General features: G+C 61.3%; 20 protein-coding genes. 14 read left to right on the top strand and 6 right to left on the bottom strand.

Going from position 1 to position 21,916, the window contains the following annotated elements:
• Window position 1: 1 nt before the first annotated feature.
• The 10 genes from xerD to FO013_RS17365 all read left to right on the top strand — a co-directional run bounded on the left by xerD (window position 2) and on the right by FO013_RS17365 (window position 9,578).
• Window positions 2–949 (top strand): site-specific tyrosine recombinase XerD, encoded by a 948-nt coding sequence (gene xerD, locus FO013_RS17410; RefSeq protein WP_143923822.1) that lies wholly within the window; start codon window positions 2–4, stop codon window positions 947–949.
• A gap of 39 nt (window positions 950–988) precedes the next feature.
• Window positions 989–1,858 (top strand): ParA family protein, encoded by an 870-nt coding sequence (locus tag FO013_RS17405; protein ID WP_143923821.1) that lies wholly within the window; start codon window positions 989–991, stop codon window positions 1,856–1,858.
• Between the two features lie 119 nt (window positions 1,859–1,977).
• Window positions 1,978–2,772 carry a segregation and condensation protein A gene (locus FO013_RS17400; RefSeq protein ID WP_395949930.1) on the top strand — a complete coding sequence of 265 codons (795 nt, stop codon included), beginning with the start codon at window positions 1,978–1,980 and terminating at the stop codon, window positions 2,770–2,772.
• Window positions 2,769–3,401 carry an SMC-Scp complex subunit ScpB gene (gene scpB / locus FO013_RS17395; protein WP_143923820.1) on the top strand — a complete coding sequence of 211 codons (633 nt, stop codon included), beginning with the start codon at window positions 2,769–2,771 and terminating at the stop codon, window positions 3,399–3,401. The genes FO013_RS17400 and scpB overlap by 4 nt, the downstream gene beginning before the upstream one ends.
• An 18-nt stretch (window positions 3,402–3,419) precedes the next feature.
• Window positions 3,420–4,280: a pseudouridine synthase gene (locus tag FO013_RS17390; protein ID WP_260848236.1), complete on the top strand. Its 861-nt coding sequence runs from the start codon at window positions 3,420–3,422 to the stop codon at window positions 4,278–4,280.
• Complete coding sequence (locus tag FO013_RS17385) at window positions 4,277–5,413, top strand: prephenate dehydrogenase (RefSeq protein ID WP_143923819.1); 1,137 nt, start codon at window positions 4,277–4,279, stop codon at window positions 5,411–5,413. Before FO013_RS17390 ends, FO013_RS17385 begins: the two co-directional genes overlap by 4 nt.
• Window positions 5,410–6,069 carry a (d)CMP kinase gene (gene cmk / locus FO013_RS17380; RefSeq protein ID WP_143923818.1) on the top strand — a complete coding sequence of 220 codons (660 nt, stop codon included), beginning with the start codon at window positions 5,410–5,412 and terminating at the stop codon, window positions 6,067–6,069. Before FO013_RS17385 ends, cmk begins: the two co-directional genes overlap by 4 nt.
• The gene (der, locus tag FO013_RS17375) at window positions 6,066–7,577 is read left to right on the top strand and encodes a ribosome biogenesis GTPase Der (RefSeq protein ID WP_143923817.1); all 1,512 of its coding nucleotides are present in this window, start codon (window positions 6,066–6,068) and stop codon (window positions 7,575–7,577) included. Before cmk ends, der begins: the two co-directional genes overlap by 4 nt.
• Complete coding sequence (locus FO013_RS17370) at window positions 7,578–8,873, top strand: AI-2E family transporter (protein ID WP_143923816.1); 1,296 nt, start codon at window positions 7,578–7,580, stop codon at window positions 8,871–8,873.
• Between the two features lie 84 nt (window positions 8,874–8,957).
• Complete coding sequence (locus tag FO013_RS17365; RefSeq protein ID WP_143923815.1) at window positions 8,958–9,578, top strand: L-threonylcarbamoyladenylate synthase; 621 nt, start codon at window positions 8,958–8,960, stop codon at window positions 9,576–9,578.
• Between the two features lie 25 nt (window positions 9,579–9,603).
• Here FO013_RS17365 and FO013_RS17360 read toward each other — a convergent pair whose 3' ends face one another.
• From FO013_RS17360 to FO013_RS17340, 5 genes are all read right to left on the bottom strand, one after another.
• On the bottom strand, window positions 9,604–10,308 hold the full coding sequence (locus FO013_RS17360) for an ABC transporter ATP-binding protein (RefSeq protein WP_143923814.1): 705 nt from the start codon (window positions 10,306–10,308) through the stop codon (window positions 9,604–9,606).
• Window positions 10,308–11,078 carry an ABC transporter ATP-binding protein gene (locus FO013_RS17355; RefSeq protein WP_143923813.1) on the bottom strand — a complete coding sequence of 257 codons (771 nt, stop codon included), beginning with the start codon at window positions 11,076–11,078 and terminating at the stop codon, window positions 10,308–10,310. The genes FO013_RS17360 and FO013_RS17355 overlap by 1 nt, the downstream gene beginning before the upstream one ends.
• Window positions 11,078–12,226, bottom strand: a complete 1,149-nt coding sequence (locus tag FO013_RS17350) for a branched-chain amino acid ABC transporter permease (RefSeq protein ID WP_260848235.1) — start codon at window positions 12,224–12,226, stop codon at window positions 11,078–11,080. The genes FO013_RS17355 and FO013_RS17350 overlap by 1 nt, the downstream gene beginning before the upstream one ends.
• Window positions 12,223–13,089, bottom strand: a complete 867-nt coding sequence (locus FO013_RS17345) for a branched-chain amino acid ABC transporter permease (RefSeq protein WP_143923812.1) — start codon at window positions 13,087–13,089, stop codon at window positions 12,223–12,225. Before FO013_RS17345 ends, FO013_RS17350 begins: the two co-directional genes overlap by 4 nt.
• Window positions 13,090–13,174: 85 nt before the next feature.
• Window positions 13,175–14,398, bottom strand: coding sequence for an ABC transporter substrate-binding protein (locus FO013_RS17340; protein ID WP_143923811.1), 1,224 nt, complete (start codon window positions 14,396–14,398; stop codon window positions 13,175–13,177).
• Window positions 14,399–14,858: 460 nt separating this feature from the next.
• On the opposite strand from FO013_RS17340, the gene FO013_RS17335 reads away from it, so the two are divergent.
• Together FO013_RS17335 and FO013_RS17330 are read left to right on the top strand one after the other, a co-directional pair.
• On the top strand, window positions 14,859–15,602 hold the full coding sequence (locus tag FO013_RS17335; protein ID WP_143923810.1) for an SDR family oxidoreductase: 744 nt from the start codon (window positions 14,859–14,861) through the stop codon (window positions 15,600–15,602).
• 75 nt (window positions 15,603–15,677) lie between these two features.
• Window positions 15,678–16,877 carry an acetyl-CoA C-acyltransferase gene (locus FO013_RS17330; RefSeq protein ID WP_143923809.1) on the top strand — a complete coding sequence of 400 codons (1,200 nt, stop codon included), beginning with the start codon at window positions 15,678–15,680 and terminating at the stop codon, window positions 16,875–16,877.
• A 112-nt stretch (window positions 16,878–16,989) separates the two neighbouring features.
• On the opposite strand, the gene FO013_RS17325 is transcribed toward FO013_RS17330, so the two are convergent.
• Window positions 16,990–19,524, bottom strand: coding sequence for an HNH endonuclease signature motif containing protein (locus FO013_RS17325; RefSeq protein ID WP_260848234.1), 2,535 nt, complete (start codon window positions 19,522–19,524; stop codon window positions 16,990–16,992).
• Between the two features lie 335 nt (window positions 19,525–19,859).
• Between FO013_RS17325 and FO013_RS17320 the strand changes: the two genes are divergently transcribed.
• Entirely contained in the window at window positions 19,860–21,176 is a 1,317-nt protein-coding gene (locus tag FO013_RS17320; protein WP_143923808.1) for an MATE family efflux transporter, read from the top strand.
• Window positions 21,173–21,892, top strand: a complete 720-nt coding sequence (locus FO013_RS17315; protein WP_186293180.1) for a GNAT family N-acetyltransferase — start codon at window positions 21,173–21,175, stop codon at window positions 21,890–21,892. The genes FO013_RS17320 and FO013_RS17315 overlap by 4 nt, the downstream gene beginning before the upstream one ends.
• The last annotated feature ends 24 nt before the right edge of the window (window positions 21,893–21,916 follow it).

Raw genomic sequence — 21,916 nt, 5'->3', positions numbered from 1 at the left:
CATGGCCCGGCACGGTGCCGAACTGCTCCCGGAGCTACCGCAGTCGCTGTCCCGCGCCTTCGAAACGTACCTGAACTCACTGCGGTTCGAGCGTGGGCTCTCGCGGAACTCCATCGATGCCTACGCCCGTGACCTGGCCAGGTACGGCACCTGGCTGAACGGGCAGGGGATCGGTCGCCTCGGCGAGGTCGCACGCACCCACGTCGAAGCCTTCGCTCTGCATCTGCTCGATGAGAACCTGGCTCCACGAACTCGTGCGAGAGCACTCGTTGCGGTGCGTCGTTTCCACGGATTCGCCCTCGGTGAGGGATTGGCGGCCACGGATCCCGCATCAGAGGTCAGCCCTCCACAGGAGGGGCTGCGCCTGCCCAAGGCGCTGTCTCTGGACGATGTCGAAGCGATGCTGGCCACAACAGGCGGCGAGGAGCCCGCGCAGGTCAGAGCGGCCGCCCTTCTGGAGCTGCTCTACGCAACGGGGGCACGGATCTCCGAGGCTGTCGGGGTCGACCTCGACGACGTCGATCTCGAGACCAGCCTCGTACGCCTCTACGGAAAAGGCGGGAAGGAGCGGATCGTGCCCTTCGGCTCCCATGCTTCCACAGCACTTGGTGCCTGGGTGTCGCGGATCCGACCGAGCATGGCAGCGAAGGCCAGATCATCAGCACCGGCCGGTGCCCTGTTCCTCAATGCGCGGGGGACTCGCCTGTCGCGTCAGACCGCGTGGCAGATCGTCAAGGATGCAGGTGAACTCGCAGGGCTGGAAGCAGAAGTCTCTCCGCATACGTTCCGGCACTCGTTCGCGACACACCTGCTGGAGGGCGGGGCCGATATTCGCGTCGTCCAGGAACTGCTGGGACACGCGTCAGTCACGACCACGCAGATCTATACCAAGGTGTCAGAGGAAACATTGCGGGAAGTGTACGCGACCTCTCACCCCCGGGCGCGGTAGGGTTGGGGCAGAGAGCAACGAAAGGTGGCCATCCGGGTGATGAATACGCAACAGGCACTGGATATTCCCAAGTCGAAATCCACTGACCCTGAGCAGCAGGACTTCGACGAGCCAGCACCGCTGGACACTCATGGGCCTGCCCGCATCATCGCGATGGTCAACCAGAAGGGCGGCGTCGGCAAGACGACCTCGTCGATCAACCTCGGCGCCTCTCTGGCCGCCTACGGGCGCAAGATGCTCCTTGTCGACTTCGACCCTCAGGGGGCTTTGTCCGTCGGTCTGGGCGTCAACCCCTACGACCTGGAAATCAGCATCTACAACCTGCTGATGAATTCGCGGATGGATCCGCACGAGGTCATCGTCAGCACTGACTTCGAGAACATCGACATCCTCCCGGCCAACATCGATCTCTCCGCCGCCGAAGTCCAGCTCGTGGGCGAGGTCGCCCGTGAGCAGATCCTCTCACGAGTGCTGTCAAAGGTCACCGACGAATACGATGTCATCCTCATCGACTGCCAGCCCTCCCTGGGTCTGCTGACCGTCAACGCTCTGACGGCGGCGCACGGTGTCATCATTCCGCTCGAGACCGAGTTCTTCGCCCTCCGCGGCGTCGCACTGCTGGTGGAGACCATCGAGAAGATCCAGGACCGCCTCAATCCCTCCCTCGTCGTCGACGGGATCCTGGCCACGATGTTCGACTCGCGAACCCTCCACTCGAAGGAGGTCATGTCGCGCGTGACAGAGGCCTTCGACGACAAGGTCTTCGATACGGTCATCAACCGCACCGTGAAGTTCCCGGACGCCTCGGTCGCTGCCGAACCGATCACGAGCTTCGCCCCCAAGCATGCAGGCTCCGAGGCCTACCGTCGCCTTGCCAGGGAGCTCATCGCCCGTGGAGGCGCACCCTGAGCGAGACCGTACACGAAGGGTTCCAGGTTGAGCTGGAGAACTTCTCCGGTCCTTTCGACCTGCTCCTGGGCCTGATCTCCAAACGTCGTCTCGACGTCACGGAGATCGCCCTCGCCGAGGTGACCGATGAGTTCATCGCCTACACGACCGGTCTGAGTCAACGAGCAGGTGCCAAAGCCGGTTCCAGCCTCGCCGAGATCTCCCAGTTCCTGCTGGTGGCTGCGACTCTCCTCGACCTCAAGACGGCACGTCTGCTGCCGAACGAGGACGGCGAAGAGGAACTCGACCTCGAACTGCTCGAGGCCCGCGATCTTCTCTTCGCCCGCCTGCTGCAGTACCGGGCCTATAAATCCGTGAGCAGATTCTTCGCCGATGCCATGGCTGCGGGATCGATCAGGGCGCCCCGCAGCGTTGGACTCGAGCCCGAGTTCCAGGACGTGCTGCCCCCGCTGGAGATCCATATCGGCCCAGGTGAGCTGGCCGGACTCTATGCGACTGTGCTCCAGCGCGATCACACGCCGCCGAGCGTCGCCGTCGACCACATCCACCTGCCCCTCGTCAGCGTCTCTGAGCAGCGCGGCCACATCCTCAGCCTGCTGCGGTCCGGGGACCTCGACTTCCAGAGACTCCTCGACACGTCCGAGAACACCTTGGTCGTCGTGGCCCGGTTTCTGGCACTGCTGGAGCTGTTCAAGGTCGGCCTCTGTGACTTCGCCCAAGAGGAGCCGCTCGGACCGCTGTTCATCTCCCGCACCGAGTCCACCGACGATGGGGTGGACCTGCGCACCGAGGGGGAGTGGGACGGCGATGCGGAATTCGACGTCGAGAACGTCCAAGGAGTCCCCAGCGCGGACGCTGAAGGCATCGACGGCGAACCGGACGGTGCACACGATGACGAAGAGGGATCTGCATGATCGACGACGAAGTTCTGGCCGGGATCGAAGCGGTTCTCATGATCAGCGACTCCGCAGTCTCGGCGAATGAGCTGGCCACTGCCCTCGGACTCGACGAGGACACGATCACGGATGCCATTGCCGAGCTCAAGGCCGACTACGACGGCAGAGACGGCGGACGGCAGCGCGGATTCGAGATCCGCTTGGTCGCCGGGGGCTTCAGGATCTTCTCCCGCGGGGACTATCACGAGATCGTCAAGGACTTCCTCACCTCTGGCCAGAGTGCGAAACTGTCCCAGGCTGCGCTCGAGACACTCGCCGTCATCGCCTACCGGCAGCCGATATCGCGTCCGCGCATCGCCGCCATCAGAGGGGTCAGCGTCGACGGTGTCATTCGCACTCTGCTCCTGCGCGGACTCATCGTCGAAGCGGGGAAGGAAGCGACCACCTCGGCGCTGCTCTACACCACCACGCACCAGTTCCTCGACGCGTTGGGGATGAACAGCATCGATGACCTGCCGGAGATCGCTCCCTACCTTCCCGAGGACGCCGATGTCGCCGAATTGGGTGCCGACAATTCCGAGGTTCTGGCCTCTGTGGAGGATGAAATGGCCGATCTCGACGACGAGATGTCACGAGTTGACGATTGATTTGAGAGAATGGAGATTATGAGTCCATACCGTGATCCCCGAGCGCCAGGCGGGCGCAACAATCGTCCGACCCGAAAACAGCGATCCAGCACCTCTTCAAAGGGCTCCCAGCGTTCGCAGTCAGGCACGGGCGAGAAGTCGGATGCCCATGTCAGCGGGGGTGTGAGGCTCCAGAAGATCCTCGCCGAGGCGGGCTTGGGCTCACGTCGTGCATGTGAGCAGCTGATCCTCGACGGTCGGGTCGAAGTCGATGGTGCCATGGTGACCGAGCTGGGCACCCGAATCGACCCCGAGACCCAGTCCGTATACGTGGACACAATGAGAATTTCGACACAGACCGCGAAGGTCTACCTGGTGCTGAATAAACCGGCGGGTGTCGTGTCGACGATGAGCGATCCGGACGGTCGACCATGCTTGGCGGATTACGTCAACAACCACGTCGAGCGACTCTTCCACGTCGGACGCCTCGACACGGAGACTGAAGGACTCATCCTTCTGACCAATGACGGAGAGCTGAGCAACCGACTGGCTCACCCTCGCTACGAGATTCCCAAGACCTACCTTGCTCAGGTCAAGGGACAGCTGGCCAAGGACGTCAGCTCCCGCCTCAAGGCCGGCATCGACCTCGAGGACGGCTTCGTCAAGGTCGATGGGTTCAAACTCGTGGACTCGACGCCGGGCAAGTCGGTGGTCGAACTGACTCTGCATTCGGGGCGCAACCGGATCGTGCGTCGACTGCTCAAAGAGGTCGGCAACCCGGTCGAGCGTCTGGTACGGATCAAGTTCGGTCCGATCACCTTGGACGAACAGAAACAGGGCAAGATCCGCCCACTGCGCTCAGACGAGATCGGCGAGCTCTTCGAGGCCGTCGGGTTGTGAGAATCCACATCATCGGCACGGGTCTGCTGGGTGCAAGCCTCGGACTGGCGCTGAGCGCACAGAAGTACCAGGTCAGCCTCGAGGACACCTCACCGACTGCTCAGCAGCTGGCAGCCGATCTGGGTGCAGGGACGATCTTCGCCGATGGCGGCAATGACTGCAATGGCGGTAGTGGCAGTGAAGGCGGCAATGGCGGGGATCCGCAGATCGTCGTCATCGCCACCCCACCCGATGTCGCGGCCCAGACCATCGCAACGGCTCTGGAAACATACCCGGACGCCACGGTCACGGACGTCGCAAGCGTCAAGACCAGCCTGCTCGAATCGGTGCGTGAACTCGTCGGACGCAGCGAACTCGACCGCTACATCGGGTGCCACCCGATGGCAGGCAGGGAGAAGTCGGGAGCGATCGCTGCCCGGTCGGACCTGTTCACAGCTCGACCATGGGTGATCTGCTCGGACGAGAACACACCGCACAACCGCCTCGGTGAGGTCGTGACCATGGCGGAGGCCACCGGCGCCTCGGTCATCCACCTCGATCCGCGCATCCACGATGCCGCAGTCGCGAAGGTCTCCCACGTGCCGCAGGTCGTCGCCTCACTGGTCGCCTCCCAGCTCCGGCATGCGCCGCTGGAGGAAGTCGCACTGGCAGGACAGGGACTGCGAGACGTGACGCGGATCGCCGCCTCCGATCCGCGTCTGTGGACGCAGATCCTGGCCGGAAACTCCGAGGAGGTCCGCTCCGTGCTGTTGGACCTGCGGACCGAACTCGACGAGGTCATCACCGCCTTGGAGATGGGCCCGGGCGCGACCGGTGCGCTGGCCAAGGCCATTGCCTTGGGCAACGAAGGTTACGATCGGATCCCAGGCAAGCACGGACAGGCTCCGACCAAATATGCTGTAGTCACGATCCTGATTCCCGACACCCCGGGAACCCTGGCCACACTGTTCAAGGACATCGGTGACCTGAACATCAACGTCGAGGACTTCCGGATGGACCACGCACCGGACCAGAAGCTCGGAATCGTCGATGTCTCGGTGGTGCCGGCCACCCAGCAGGAACTTGAAACCGGTTTGTTGTCGAAGGGATGGCAGATTCCTGAATCCGCCATCGAGAAAGAGGGAATTGCATGAGCGTCGTCGCCATTGACGGACCAAGCGGGGTCGGCAAGTCGAGCACCGCGAAGGAAACGGCCCGCCGATTGGGCTACAGCTACCTCGACACGGGTGCCATGTACCGTGCGATGGCCTGGCTGTGCCTGAACCGGGGTGTGACCGACCCGGTCGACGTCCTCGAACAGGTGCGCGGGGTCGATCTGGAGATTTCGACCGATCCGGACGAGTTCCTCGTCTCCGTCGACGGAATCGATGTCAGCGAGGAGATCCGTGAACCCGAGGTATCGGAGAACGTGCAGACCGTGTCTGCCGTCGTCGATGCCCGCGAAGAACTCATCGACATGCAGCGGACCATCATCGCCGCGGCACCCGCGGGAATCGTCGTCGAGGGGCGTGACATCACGACCGTTGTGGCTCCGGATGCCCCGGTCCGCATCCTCATGACCGCTCGTGACGAGGTGCGCGTGGCCCGCCGGGCCAAGGAGCTCCATGGAAATGCCGACGCCGAGGCACTCGCCGCCACCCAATCCCAGGTCACAGGCCGTGACGCCAAGGACTCAGCGACAACAAGCTTCCTAGAGGCCTCCGAAGGCGTCTACACACTCGATACCAGTGACATCGATTTCGACCAGGTGGTCGAGACGGTGCTGAAACTGGTGAAGGACTCACAATGACTGATTCAGAATTCCACGAGAACCCGGACGAGCATCTGGCCGAGCGTCTCGAGAACATCAGCGACGAGGAGGCCGAGAAGAGGGCGACTGCTCTCGAAGCCGGGCTCTCCAGCTATGACCTCGAAGACGAAGACCGGGCACTGCTCGACGCCTACGGCTTCGAGTTCGAAGCCGAAGAGACCCGCGGGGCTGATCCCGTCCTAGCCGTCGTCGGTCGCCCCAACGTTGGCAAATCGACCCTGGTCAACAGGATCCTCGGCCGCCGCGAAGCCGTGGTCGAAGACGTCCCCGGAGTCACCCGTGACCGGGTGAGCTACCGGGCGGAATGGAACACGAAGGAATTCACCCTCGTCGACACCGGCGGCTGGGACTCCGATTCCAAGGGCATGGCCTCTCGCATCGCGATCCAGTCCGAGGTCGCAGTCGACATGGCCGATGCCGTGGTCCTCGTCGTCGATGCGACGACCGGCCCGACCGCGACCGATGAGCTGGTCGTGAAGATGCTGCGGAGGAAGAAGAAGCCCGTCATCCTGGCAGCGAACAAGGTCGATGACGAACGCGGCGAGCTCATGGCCGCCGAGCTCTGGGGCCTGGGCCTGGGACAGCCATGGACGGTGTCCGGACTCCACGGTCGCGGGGTCGCTGACCTCCTCGATGAAGTGCTGAACATCCTGCCTGAGGTCTCCGCCGTCGAAACCCGCATCGAAGACGGCGGACCGCGCCGGATCGCTCTGGTGGGCCGACCGAATGTCGGAAAGTCCTCCCTGCTCAACCAGCTCATCGGCTCCGACCGTGTGCTCGTCGACAACGTCGCCGGCACCACCCGTGACCCGGTCGACGAACTCATCGAGCTCGGTGACAAGCAGTGGCGTTTCGTCGACACCGCCGGCATCCGCCGTCGAGCACATCAGGCCAGCGGTGCTGACTTCTATGCGGCGCTGCGCACCCAGACCGCTCTGGAACGCGCTGAGCTGGCCCTGGTCCTCCTCGAGGTCCAGGAACCGCTGAGTGAGCAGGACGTCCGCATCGTCACGACAGCCGCCGAAGCCGGTCGTGCCGTGGTGCTGGCGTTCAATAAGTGGGATCTGCTCGACGACGAACGTCGCTACTACCTCGAACGTGAGATCGAACGGGACCTGGCACATGTGGCCTGGGCACCGCGAGTGAACATCTCAGCGAAGACAGGACGCCACGCCGACAAACTGGTCCCAGCGATGGAAGCGGCTCTGGAGGGGTGGGACACGCGCATCCCGACCGGACGACTCAACGCATTTCTCGGGGAACTGGTCGCAGCGAACCCCCACCCGGTGCGCGGAGGCAAGCAGCCGAGGATCCTGTTCGGTACCCAGGCACAATCTCGCCCGCCGAAATTCGTGCTCTTCACCTCCGGCTTCCTCGATCCGGGGTATCGTCGTTTCATCATCAGGCGTCTGCGTGAGACGTTCGGATTCAAGGGAACTCCCATTGAGGTGTCGATGCGGATCAGGGAGAAGCGGAAAGGGCGCTGAGTGAGCGATGACGGTCAGATCCGCGAGCAGCCGCAGGGGCTGACTCGGGAGCATCGTCCTTGGCATACGAGTCAGCCTGCCAGGGTGCTGGTAATCGCGCTGACTCTTGCCGGCCTCGCGTATGCTCTGATGTTCTTCAGGGGACTTCAGGACATCGCCGCTCCAGTGTTCCTGGCTCTGAACTTCTACATCGTCGTCTATCCGCTGCAGAACTATCTGACCAAGCTGAAGGTCCCACGGGCAATCGGTGCCTGTATCTCAGTGATCCTCGTGCTGGTCATGATCTTCGGCTTCTTCGGGCTCACGGCATGGTCTGTCGCAGAGCTCGTGATCCTCATTCCCAGCTACGGCGAGCAGCTGGTCGCCAACTACCAGAACGCCTTGGCCTTCCTATCCGACATCGGTGTGACGTCCACGGTGCTCGAAGAGCAGTTCAAACAGTTCGATGTCAGATCCATCTTCGATGCCATCTACCCGCTGCTGACCAATGTCTCGATGGTCGCCGGCCTGCTCACCACCGTGGTGATGGCGGTGTTCTTCGTCGCCATGGACTCAATGGGCATCAATAAGCGCATGCTGATGCTGCACGACGCCAAACCCGCGTTTTCGGCCTCGCTGAGCGGCTTCGCCAGTGGGGTGCGACGCTATTGGATCGTGGCGACGATCTTCGGCCTCATCGTCGCTCTCCTCGACGTCATCGCCTTGGCGATCATCGATGTGCCGCTGATCTGGGTCTGGGGTGTGCTGGCATTCCTGACGAACTACATTCCGAACATCGGTTTCGTCATCGGTCTCATTCCTCCCGCGCTGCTCGCACTCGTCGACGGCGGGTGGCAGTCGGGCCTGTGGGTCGTCATCGCCTACAGCGTGCTCAACTTCGTCATCCAATCGATCATCCAACCGAAGTTCACAGGCGAGTCTGTCGGAGTCACACCGTTGGTGTCCTTCCTGTCGCTGCTGTTCTGGGTGTGGGTGTTCGGATGGCTCGGCGCCCTGCTCGCGCTGCCTGCGACACTGCTGTTGAAGGCGCTGCTCGTCGATGCGGACCCGAAGGCGAAATGGGTGAACATCCTCATCGCCTCCGACCCGGGGACTGCGAATTCGTCGGCGCAGGACCCACCGGTGTCGCCTCTCGGGACGGCTGAGGAGGACTCTGGGGAAGATGCCTCAGCGTCTGATGCAGACGGCGAGACTCCTGAATCACCTGAGCCTCCTGAGTCACCTGTTGAGCAAGCTCACGTGTCGACCTCAGGCAAGTCACCTGTCACGCGGGCAGACGAGTCGCCGACGAATTGACCCCTTGGGTCGACGGACGAAGAATTGTCCGAGCGATTGCGCCTTGCCTCTCGCCTCGTGCGCTGTGAATGGTTAGCATGAAGTATGGCGACGCTACTGAAGATCCATCCTGAGAATCCACAGAACCGAATGATCGAAAAGGCCGTGCAGACTCTGCGGGACGGCGGACTGATCGCCTACCCCACAGACTCGTGCTATGCGTTGGGCTGTGCCTTAGACAACAAGGCTGGGATCGAGCGGATCACCCGCATCCGACAGTTGGACTCGAAACATCACTTCACTCTGATGTGCCGCGACTTCGCGCAGTTGGGACAGTTCGTCATCGTCGACAACTCTGATTTCAGGGTCATCAAGTCGATGACCCCGGGACCCTACACGTTCATCATGAAGGCGACGAAGGAAGTCCCACGTCGTATGATGCACGCCAAAAAGCACTCGGTCGGTGCGCGGATCCCGGAGAATGTCACTGCTCTGGCACTTGTTGAGGCGATGGGCGAACCCATTCTGTCATCGACGCTGCTGCTGCCTGGCGCAGAGGACCCGCTGACCCAGGCCGACGATGTCGTCGATCAGATCGGACACGATGTGGATGTGGTCATCGAGTCGGGAGTGCCGGGAACAGTTCCCACCTCCGTCATCGACTTCACCGGTCGGGAACCCGAGGTCGCACGCGTCGGGGCCGGAGACGTCTCACGCTTCGAATGAGCGTCGGCGGTTCCGACGAGCTCGCTCACAACCCCAGGTAGGCTGCCTGCACCTGGGGATTGTCGAGCAGTTTCTCGGCATCATCGGCGAGCACTACGCGTCCTTCTGCCAGCACATAACCGCGGTGAGCGATCGCCAATGAAGCCTTCGCATTCTGCTCACTGAGCAGCACACCGATCCCGTTCCTGTTGATCTGGGCGATCGATTCGAGCACCTGTTCGACAACGAGGGGAGCCAACCCCATAGACGGCTCGTCTAAGATCAGCAGACTGGGATCCGACATCAGTGCGCGACCGATCGCCACCATCTGCTGCTGCCCGCCTGACAACGAACCTGCCGGCTGGGCTGACTTCTCCTTCAGGATGGGAAACAGCTCGAGCACTTCGCTCAGGATCTCCTCGGTGCGGGTACGGTCCCTGTGCGGGTACGTGCCCAGCCGAAGATTCTTCTCCACTGACATCTTCCCGAAGAGATGCCGCCCCTCGGGGCAATGTGCGATGCCGCGCTTGACGATGCTGTTGGGGCGCGTTCGTTGGATCGTCTGCCCGTCGTATTCGATCGTTCCCGAGCGAGTTCGCAGAAGTCCGCTGATGGTTTTGAACAAGGTGGTCTTCCCAGACCCGTTCGCCCCAAGGATCACCGTCAGTTCACCGGGCCGAGCGGTGATGCTCACCCCGTGCAGCACATCAGTCGCGTCATAGCCGACGCTTATGTTCTCCAGAGAGAGCATCAGTTCTCCTCATCCTTGGTCGATCCCAGGTAGGCACGAATCACGTCTGGATTGCTCTGGATCTCCGCTGGAGAGCCGATCGCCAGTTTCTGGCCGTGATCGAGGACGAGGATCGTGTCCGCCAGGTCCATGATCATCGACATCTTGTGTTCGACCAACAGCACCGACACCCCGCGACTGGGCAGCGAACGGATGAGATTGCCGAAGTCCGTCGTCTCCTCTTCGGGAATGCCTCCTGCCGGCTCGTCGAGGAGTATCAGCTCCGGTTCGGTCGCCAACGCCATGGCCACGGCCGTGCGCTTCTGCACTTCTTGCGGCACATTTGAAGCAAGATCGTGGCGGAACTCGGCGACACCGCAGAATTCGAGTGCCTCGAGCGCCTTGTCGTGGTTGAGCGCCGATTCGCGTCGATGCCGTGGAGTGTGGAAGATCGCGTCGAACACATTGGACCTGGAACGCACGATGCGACCGGCCAACACGTTCTCCAACAGCGTGGAATCGTCGAAGAGGTGCGTCGTCTGGAAGGTTCGCGCAATACCTCCGTTGACCGAGTTGTGCGGAGACGACTGGGTGATATCACGACCGTTGAAGAACACGGTTCCGGCGGTGGGGCGATAGAACCCGTGGATGAGATTGAACAGCGTTGACTTGCCGGCACCGTTCGGGCCGATCACAGCGGTGATCTGTCCTTCCTGCACATCGAGATCGACGTTCTTCACGGCATCGAGGCCGCCGAAGCGCTTCCCGAGCCCTCGAATTTCGAGCAGCATCACTTCTCCTCCTCCTCGGTGGTGATGGTGTCGGCAGCCGTTTCCCTGCGCTCAGCGGCGCCGGCACGAGTGGAGCCGTCTGAGTCGGCAGACTTGGCGGCCCGAACAGAGTCGTCCGTCGTGGCAGTGCCGTCTGCCTGTGCGTTGCCGTGTGACCGGGCAGCCCCATCCTTGTGGGCCGAGCCGATCCGTCGTCTCCGAGCTCGTTTGTCGATGAACCCTCCCAGATACCCCACGATTCCGCGAGGTGCGAAGATCACAAGAGCGATGATGACGGGTCCGAGCACGATGAAACGGTAGGCCTGGAAGTCCTGGAAGAGCTCGAAGAGGAAAGTCACAATCATTGTGCCCACCAGTGGCCCCGCGACAGTGCCCATTCCTCCGACAAGGATGAACATCAGGAACTCGAAGGTCTTGTCCACGGTCGCCGCATCGGGGCCTATGAAACCGACCACGGAGGCGTAGAGACCTCCGCCGATCCCGCCGAAGAACGCCGAGGCGGCGAAGGCGAGCTGCTTGCTCAGCCCCACATTGACGCCGATCGCATCGGCAAGGTCTTCGCTTGTGCGAATCGTCAGCAGCGTGCGTCCAACGCTTGAGCGTCGAATCGCGTAGGTGATGTAGACGCAGATCAGCAGGATGATGAAGACGAGGTAGAACATCGCTGTCGGATTGCTGAAGTCCACGATGTCTCCAGCCTCGGGAAACTTCACATTGTTGACGCCGGAATGGGCGTGAGTCACCGCCTCCCACCGGCTGATGGTCAGGTAGATGATGAAGCCGATGGCCATCGTGAAGATGGCGAAGTACTCGTCCTTCGTACGCAGTGCGATCAGTCCGGACAGGTACCCGATGGCAGAAGTGCCGACCACTCCGACGAGGAAAGCCTGCCAGAACGACCAGTCGAAATCGGTCGTCAGCAAGCCGACTGTATAAGCTCCGATTCCGAAGAACCCGCCTTGGGCCAGTGATAGCTGCCCCGTGAAGCCGAGGATGATGTTCATCCCGTAGACCGCGATCGCCGAGCACAGGCCGACGGTGATCACGCGCATGATGTAATTCTCATCGCCGAATGCCATCGGTGTCAGGGCAATGATGAGCAGAACGGCCAAGGTTCCGATGATTCGAGGATTCTTCAGTGCACTCATCGCTGCACCGCCTTTGCGAACAGGCCCGTGGGTTTGATCGCCAGGACCGCCACCAGAACGATGAAGGCCACGGCTTCGCCGACAGCCGAGGAGATGTACGTCGATGTCATCGTCTCGGTGATCGCAAGCGCGAAGCTGCCGACGATGGCGCCCGGCAGTGAACCGAGCCCGCCGAGGATGATGATCGCGAACACCTTCAGGTTGAGCGAATCACCCATAGTGGGGGAGAGGAGGTTGATGGGAGACACGAGGCCGGCGGCGATTGTCACCAGAAGTGCCGATAGGCCCAAGGTGAGCATCGAGACCATCGCGGGGTTGATTCCGACCAGAGCGGCTCCGGTCCGATCCTGCTCGATGGCCTCGATCGTCTGGCCGTGAATGGACCGTTTGATGAACCATGTCAGCAGGGAGAGCACAACGACCGCAGTCACGATGATCACGATGCGCTGCGTGGAGATCTCTGCGCCCAGAATCTTCAGGCTTCCGGAGATCGGTGTCTCCATCCTCCGGAAATCAGCACCCCAGATCGCCTGCGCGACGGCCTGGAAGAAGAACATGGCGCCGATGGCGGCAATCATGTGATGAGTGTGCGGTGAGTTGCGCAGAGGGTGGAAGACCAAGCGTTCGAGCAGTACACCGAGGACGAACAGGATGAGTGCTGCAATGCCGATGGCAGCCACGTAGGGCACGCCGACAGTGGTCAGAAAGAAGTACGTGACGTAGGCGCCGAGCATGTACAGCGAACCGTGCGCGAGGTTGGGAATGCGCAGGACGCCGAAGACCAGGGTCAGACCGATTGCGGCAAGGCAGTACACACCGCCGAGTGCAACGCCGTTGAAGAGCTGTTGGGTGAAAAGTGTCATGAAGCGAATCCTCACAGGACGTCAGACGGCGCGACAGCGGGGCATGAAGCTCATACCCCGCTGTGGGAAGCGCCGACGATGGTGACTACTTGGCGTCGGAAACCTGTTCGACGGGTACCTTCGTGTACTTCTCGTCCTTGTTCAGGTAGGTGACCTCCAATTCAGGATTCATCAAATGCCCCTGATCGGTGATTTTCGTCGGGAAGCCGTTGACCTTGTACTTGTCGTCGACCTCGCTCAGCGCATCCGGCACTGCCGCCCGGATCTTCTCGGGATCGCTGGTGGTCCCTGCGACCTCCATCGCCTTGGCGATGATGGCGATGCTCTGATAGTTCAGCGCCGTCTCGCTGGTCGCCACCTTCTTCTCACCGGCAACCTCCGCGAACTTCTTCAGGAAGTCCTTCGTGCCCGGATCTTCGTATTCCTTGACGGGCAGCACTCCGACCGAATTCGTCAGGTTCTTGGGCTTCGTCACGGTTGCCATCTCGTCGAGTTTCGCCTGGTCCATGACGAGGAAGCTGCCCTTGAAGCCCTGCTTCTTCGCTTCTTCCATGATCAGCGCAGTCGGCTGTGAGGGGCCACCGACGAAGATGCTGTCCGGCTTCTCGGACAGGGCCTTTGAGACTGGGCCCGCGAAGTCCGACACGGTGGCGTAGTCAATGCTGTTGTCTGCGCCGATCTTGCCGTCCGCCTTCTTCCACTCGTCCGTGATTGCCTTCGTCCACTGCTGACCGTATTCGCTCTGTGTGCCGAGCAGCGCGAGCTTCTTGCCACCATTCTTCATTCCCTGTTCGGTGAACGGCTTGGCGTAGGATTCGAAGTTCGGCGGAATCATCATCGTCAGCGGATTGTCAGACTGCACGATGGCGGGATCCGAGGTGTACGCGGAGATCATGAACTTGGATCGGCCGTCGTTGATCTGCTGAATCGCTTTGATCGCGCCGGCATTGGGGGAGACGACGACAGGTGCTTTGTCCTGGTCTGCCAGACGCTGGGCGTTGCTAGCCGCGGTGGAGGGTGCGTACTTGTCATCAAGGGATTTGAGCTCGATAGTGACCTTCTTCCCGTCGACTTCGAGCCCATCCTTGTTGAGGTCATCGACAGCCATCTGGAGGCCCGTCTGGACGTTCTCTCCATAGGCCGCGCCGCCGCCGCTCAGGGGGCCGGTATAGCCGATGACGACCGAGTCATCGCCACCGGAGTCACCGCTTCCACCGCCCCCACCGCAGGCTCCGAGGGTCAGTGCGAATGTGCTGATCACGGCCGCCGCAAGCACAGGACGGCTCGCCCTTCGCGGGATTGAGGTCATCTTTTCTCCTTTGAAAAGTGAGACGGAGCAACAACGCTCCTCAAGGTTGTCGGGATGCCTGAGCGGAAGCCCGAAGCCAATCTGAACGAATATTCGATTGAGGCTTAGATAGGAACCTATACATCATCAAATGTGATGTCAATCGCATTTTCGAAATCCCTGACATCTGTCCTTCTTACTTGTCATCTGCCCTTCGTGCTTACTTGTCACCTGTCCTTCGTGCTTGTGCGGCGTGGCTTGCGCCTGGCTCACCCGTGGCTTGCGCCTGGCTCACCCGTGGCTTGCGCCTGGTTCGCACTTACGTGGGCATCTGGCAAAGGCGGGTGAAATCCGCGGTCCAATGTTTGAGCAAACAATCGTTCAGTTACTTTTGTGGTCTATGGTGGAAACTGCGAGAGGTGAGATCCAGGTCACCCTCCTCGTCATCAATTACGAACTATCATCTCGGAGGAAAATCGTCATGACTCGGACAGCAATCGTCACTGGTGGCGGCCGCGGCATCGGAGCCGCCATCGCCCAGCGCCTGGCCTCGGACGGAATGAACGTCGCGATCCTCGACATGGGCCCCACCGAAGACTCGGTCAAGGCTGTCGAATCCGCAGGTATGAAGGGGCTGGGAGTCGACACCGATGTCTCTGACGAAGCCTCCGTCGAGTCCGCTGTGAAGACTGTCGCGGAGACTCTCGGTGCTCCGACCGTCCTCGTCAACAATGCCGGCATTCTTAGGGACAACCTGCTGTTCAAGATGACTCACGAGGAATTCCAAAAGGTCCTCTCCGTTCACCTCGGCGGGGCATTTCTGATGACCAAGGCCGTTCAGTCATACATGGTGGAAGCGAAATTCGGACGCATCGTATCGATGTCGTCGACATCGGCGCAGGGCAACCGCGGGCAGACGAACTACTCTGCTGCCAAGGCAGGGATCCAGGGGATGACGAAGACGTGGTCGATCGAACTCGGCAAGTTCGGGGTCACGGCAAACGCGATTGCGCCCGGCCTCATCGAAACAGATATGACCAAAGCCACCGCTGAGCGGATGGGCGTGAACTATGACGACTTCATCGCAGCGGGAGTCAGCCAGATTCCGGTGGCGCGCACGGGAAAACCCGAAGACATTGCCCACACCGCCTCATTCCTCGCTTCCGAAGGCGCCGGGTTCGTCTCCGGTCAGGTTATCTATGTGGCCGGAGGGCCGAAGGACTGACCCGCAGCGAATTCTGGTTCCACGATCATCGCGGCGAACTCAGGTCCGGCGCACCACACTGAAGAAAGGCACATCATGCGCGAAGCAGTTATCGTCTCCACCGCAAGAACTCCGATCGGAAAGGCCTACAAAGGAGCGTTCAACGACACTCAGGCCCAGGAACTTGCTGGCCACGCCATTTCTCACGCTGTCTCTCGGGCTGGTCTGGAAGGGGGCGAAGTCGATGACGTCGTCCTCGGTGCGGCCCTCCAGCAGGGCAGCCAGTCCACCAACGTCGCGCGCCAAGCGGCACTCCGAGCAGGACTCCCCACAACAGTCCCCGGAATGACGATCGATCGTCAGTGTTCCTCCGGTCTGATGGGCATTGCGACGGCAGCGAAGCAGATTCTCTTCGACGGCCAGGAGATCGCAGTCGGCGGCGGCGTTGAGTCGGTGTCGCTGGTGCAGAACGACAAGATGAACATGTACCGGGCGCAGGACCCGTGGCTGGTCGAACATGTTCCCGGAATCTACTACCCCATGCTCGCCACCGCCGAGGTGGTTGCCGAGCGGTATGGAATCAGTCGTGAAGCGCAGGACGAATACTCGCTGTCCTCGCAGCAGCGGACTGCCGCCGCTCAGGAGGCCGGCCGGTTCGATGATGAGATCGTACCGTTGCCGTCGACGAAGATCGTCGTCGACAAGGAGACGAAGGAATCGTCGACACAGCAGGTGACGCTTGAGCGCGACGAGGGGAACCGCCCATCGACGACATTGGAGAGTTTGGCAGGGTTGAATCCCGTGCTCAAGCCCGGCGATGCGTCCAAGGTTCCGAGCATCACAGCGGGCAACGCCTCGCAGCTTTCCGACGGCGCTTCTGCTTCGGTGCTGATGTCGGGCGATGAAGCGAGTCGGCGAGGCCTGGAGCCACTGGGCATCTATCGAGGTATGGCAGTGGCCGGCTGTGATCCCGACGAAATGGGGATCGGGCCCGTCTTCGCAGTGCCGAAGCTGCTCAAGGCGCAGGGGCTGTCGATCGATGACATCGGACTGTGGGAGCTCAACGAAGCATTTGCGGTGCAGGCTCTCTACTGCCGTGACCGGTTGGGGATTGATCCTGAGAAGTACAACGTCGACGGTGGCGGTATTTCAGTCGGTCACCCATACGGAATGACCGGTAGTCGCCTTGTCGGCCATGCTCTCATCGAGGGGCGTCGTCGCGGAGTCAAGTATGTCGTCGTCACGATGTGCATCGGCGGCGGACAGGGTGCTGCGGGACTCTTCGAAGTCTGCTGAGTCAACATCACCGAGAGAAACACCAGAGCCAGCTGATACATCAGGGCTGGTTGAGCCATCAGAGCAAACTCAGTCATCGGAACATACTGAGTCATCAGAACATACCGAGTAATCAGAACGGTGGCTGTTCACCCGAGTCCCAGAACCACTGCTTCGCGTTCTGTTCGGGTAGGTGGGAGAAGGGATCGATGTATTCGGCCCGGCCGGGGGACTGGAGTCCCTCGGCGGGACCAGCCGTCGCCTGTGCAGTTTTGGACTGCATGGTCGACGGCTTTTCTTCTGCCGTCTCTGATCTCTGGCGTCGGTTCTTCTTCCTGGGCGGATTCTCTGTGTCAGCGGGTGCAGGTTCCCTCTGAGGTGCAGATTCCGTCGGAGGTGCAGATCCCGTCGGAGGTGCAGATCCCGTCGGAGGTGCAGATCCCGTCGAGGACGTAGCTGTTCGAGGCGCGGCTGTCGAAGACGCAGCCGGTGGTGGAACAGTCGCCTGGGGCGGGGCGGTGGCGAAATACTTGAGGAAGAGTCTCGCGTGCTCGACGTTGATCGGATTGTCGGGCGGCATGACTTCGGTGGTGATTCCGTGCCTGAAGATGTATTCGAGCCGCCCAGGTTCTGTCATTCTGACTGAGAACTTCCGGTCTGTCTTCGCTTGGTGATGGAGCTTGCACAGATTGTGGAGATTGCCGAATCGAGTTAGACCGCCGGTCTGTGGACTGTCGTGGTCGAAGGGAATGATGTGATCGACCTCGGTGAGCTCGGCACGACGAGTGCAACCGGGCACGGTGCAGTTCATCCATTGTGCGGCGAGAGGCTGTCGAATGCTGTTGGGGATCGTGTAACTGGTGGCCTTTGCATCGAGTGGCGTGCCGGTCGCTGGGTCTGTGAGGATCCGCGTCCATATCGATGCACATCCCGCGAGCCGGCGCGCCATGTCGGCTGGAAGGGGAGAGCCGTCTGGAAGCATTCCGGCCAAATCACATACATCTGTATCCGTCCGTTGCTCGGCAGCGGTGTCGGTCGAAGCAGACGTTGTCGCCGTGGCTGCCTCTGTTCCTTCTGCGGCTGCGGTTTCTGCTGCGTTCGCTGCGTCGTCGGAGGTAGCCAGGAACTGGCTGAGCAGCGTGAACATAGGAACGGTGATCGTCGTCCGCGCCTGGTGGGAGAGCCAATACTCATGGGTGGGCAAGTCGAGGAGAACCTCGTAGCTGACTTCGCACGTTGATCCGTCAGGTTCGGACGAGGAACCAGAGCCGAATGCCGTATCAGGGTCGAACCCCGTCGGCCAAAATGAGGTACCGGGTGCTGGTCGGCTGTTCTTCAGCGCTTCGAAGAACCGTGGGTCGCGCAGCCAGCAGTCGGACGATGCTTGCCCCTGATCTTCCTTTTCGGCGTCGGCCGGCGCTGAAACCTCGTCGTCCATCTTGCCGAAGGTCCGCTCGATGTAATCGAGTAGGGATTCCTCAGGAGACATGGGGACACCGTCTGGTCCCACGAACAGACCGTCGATCGGGAAGTCGGTACTCGTCGTCTCGCCAGTTGTGGTGTTGTTGCTGGTGATCCGCAGTTTCAGCTGCGGCCGGGTACGAGTGAATATGTCGAGCATGAGCGCATCGATGCCGCGGTCGTCTTCGAATGAGTCTCCGGGGCTCAGCTGGTCGCCGAACGCGGAAGTGTTTCCCTTGTAGACGGAGCGAGCGAATGCTTCGACTCTTCTATAGCAGGCGTGGAGCTCAGGGGCTGGCCCGGTGAGAGTGAGGTAGGCGGTGCCGTCATCACCCGTGCTGATATCGACTCGGCGGCGAACTGCGACCTGCTCAAGGGTCTCCTGTGCTGGTTGGGTCGCCGCGATCTTCAGCGCGAGAGAGCGTTTGAACGTTTCGATTGTGATATCCGCACGCCTGTCGGCCAAATAGTCATCAATGCTCGGGAGGTATCTGAATGCGACGTCCCGGCAACGACGCGTCACGAAAGCAACATGTTCAATGGTGAAATCGCCGTCGACGCAACGCTGGTGGAACTTCGGGAGCCCGTGCACCAAGGTCATCGCAGAGGTGATGTGTTTATAGGCTCCGGACGTAGTCGCGCCGAGCAGTGCCGAGTATTCGCTGATGTCTTCGGCACAAGCGTATTGATGCGTCCATCCGTTGAACGTCGACGTGGATCTGTACGCAGGGAAGTCGGGAAGCGGTTCAGGATGTTCTCGGGCTTCCCTCTGTTCACGACGCTTCCTTCGCCCCGCTCCACGGTCCTTCTTTCTGCTTGACCCGCCGGCGGCGTCAGCCGTGCCCGCGTCACCCGCCTCACCCGTGTTGCCCGATTTGGCGCTCGCCTTCGTGCTCTTCGTGGAACGGCCGCTGGGGCGTTTGCGGCAGCTGTGTCGACTGACGGTCTCCGCGAGCGGCGCGAAGTCGTATGGATTCGTTAGGTCAGGACCCGCGAGGCCAAGGTAGTGCGCAACCTCTCGGACGAAGATGCTGCTGGTTGCGTCCAGTGCCGCAAACTGTGCCTGGTCGCTGCAGGCGTAGACAGCCGACAGGTCGCTGAATGGCGAATCTTCATCGATATCAAGGCTGCGGCCGCTGAAGGCTGATGAGCTGGAATCATCCGAGTGCACACCGAAGTGAGAGCTGTCATCGTCCATGTGCTTCATCGCGTCGCTTCCTCTCCACTGCGATGTGGAGTCCGCTGATAATTTGGCGTCTAGTCACAGTATAACCAACAATAGAACGTAAAGCCAGGAAGATTCGAATAATAGACGAACAGTAAAGGGGAAAATTATAGATATAGTGCGTAAAAATGTCGCCTTGAGACTCATATGAGGATTCTTCGGCAATTACTGGAGAAAAAGTCCTGTTTGTTGTTAAATGATCCCATTCGCCACTGACGCGAGAAGCTGCGCCACCGACACAGGAACGAGCGCCACCGACACGAGAGCCTGCGCAACCGTGTTGAGAAGCTGCGTCACCGATTCGCTAGACTCAATCCGTGGCAGCGATCGACAAAGACATTCTCCGTTTGGCACTTCCGGCCCTCGGAGCACTGATTGCCGAACCCATCTTCCTGCTCTCTGACACGGCCATGGTCGGCCACCTCGGCGCCGGTTCACTGGGATCGCTGGCGATCGCGTCGACGATTCTGCAGACCGTCCTCGGACTGATGATCTTCCTCGCCTATGCCACCACCCCTCGGGTCGCCAGGCGAATGGGTGCCGGAGACCGCTCCGGTGCCATCAACGCGGGTTTCGACGGAATCTGGCTTGCCCTGTGCACCTCAGTGCTGCTGCTGGCGATCGGGCTGCCTCTGCTCAAGCCGGTGATCGCTGCTTTCGAACCCGGCGCTGAAATAGCCGAGGGGGCGCACTCCTATCTCGCCATCTCCTGGTGGGGCCTGCCGTTCATGCTCGTCGTCATCGCCGCCACAGGACTCCTGCGCGGGCTGCAGGACACGCGCACACCACTCATCGTGGCAGCGGCCGGATGCATCGCCAACATCGGGTTGAACGCGATCTTCATCTACGGCCTCGATATGGGAGTTGCCGGCTCCGCGCTGGGCACCGTCATCGCGCAAGCGGGGATGTGCTCCGTCTATGTAGCGATCTCGATCAGGGCGGCACGACGATTCCACGCCACGTTCCGACCAGACTGGTCCGGAGTGCTCTCCTCGGCGAAGACCTCCGGCTGGCTGCTGGTGCGCAATGCATCCCTGCGCGCGGCTCTCATCATCCTCGTCTTCCTCGCCACCGCTATGGGAACGACCGAGCTCGCCGCGATCCAAGTCGCACAGAGCATCTTCTTCGCTCTCGCACTCGCCCTTGACTCACTGGCGATCGCCGGTCAGGCCCTGATCGGACTGCAGCTGGGCGCACGGAACGTCGACGCGGTGGCCGCGATCAACCGCAGGCTGTGTCTGTGGGGCATCGTCTTCGGGGTCATCGTCGGTCTCATCCTGTTAGCAGGTGCCGGAATCATCCCCCGCGGCTTCTCTTCGGACCCGGCAGTAGTCGCACTGATGACGAGTCTCCTTCCCGTGCTGGCCCTGAGTATGCCCATCGCCGGCTATGTATTCGTCCTCGACGGCGTCCTCATGGGTGCCGAGGACGCCAGATATCTGGCTCTGGCACAATTGGTTGCTGTGGGCGGATATGCGATCCTGCTGATTCCGATCGTCCTCTATTGGCCCGGTGCTCTGGGCCTGTGGGCCGCGTTCTGCATCGGCTTCGTCGGCCTTCGGGCGCTGACGTTGGGATGGCGGGTGCGCAATCGCAGTTGGATCGCTCGTGCGGTCGAGAAAGGAACCTCATGAACGAACGTCAGAACCAGGATTCCGCCGAGGCGGCTCGCCGGACCGAACTCAGGTCACGGATCCGCCCGCTGGGTCCAGAGACCCCAGATGAGGCATTCTTACCTTTCCTCGATCTGTGCTTCAACTGGTCTTTGGACAAGCCGAGGATCGACGTCGATGAGCTCCTCGAGCGCGACGATGCGGCCTTCTACTTCAAGGACTGGGGGCGCGAGGGCGACATTGCGGTGGCCGCCTATGCGAAGGGCCCGAACGGTGGAGACGCCGCCGATGAGCAGTCCGCCGACGACCAGCCTGCCGACGACCAGTCCGCCGACGACCAGTCCGCCGACGACCAGTCCGCCGACGGACACGCCGGTGCCGCGGATTCAGAACCGGAGATCATCGGACTCGCATGGCTGCGTCTGGCCGCGTTCGATGCAGTGATCGAAAAGTCGACCGACACCACCGCCGAGGCGGGTTCGCGCTTCACCGGGTACGGCTGGGTGGCCGGGGACATCCCCGAGCTGTCATTGGCTGTTCTGCCTGATCATCAGTCCCAAGGAATCGGCGGCATGCTCCTCGATGTGGTGTGCACCTTGGCGAAGATGAGCGGTTTCCCGGCCGTCAGCCTGTCCGTCGAGGACGGAAACGGCGCGGCTCGTCTCTACCACGACCGCGGTTTCGTCACGGTCGGGCGCAATGGAGACGCCGACATTCTCGTCCGCCGGCTCAAGTGACTGAGGCGAAGTCAGCCATGACAT

This window comes from Brevibacterium aurantiacum (assembly GCF_007558825.1).
In the GTDB taxonomy this organism is placed as follows: domain Bacteria; phylum Actinomycetota; class Actinomycetes; order Actinomycetales; family Brevibacteriaceae; genus Brevibacterium; species Brevibacterium aurantiacum_A.
Note: the sequence above shows the minus strand (reverse complement) of the source record. Positions and strands in the feature narration are given on the sequence as shown.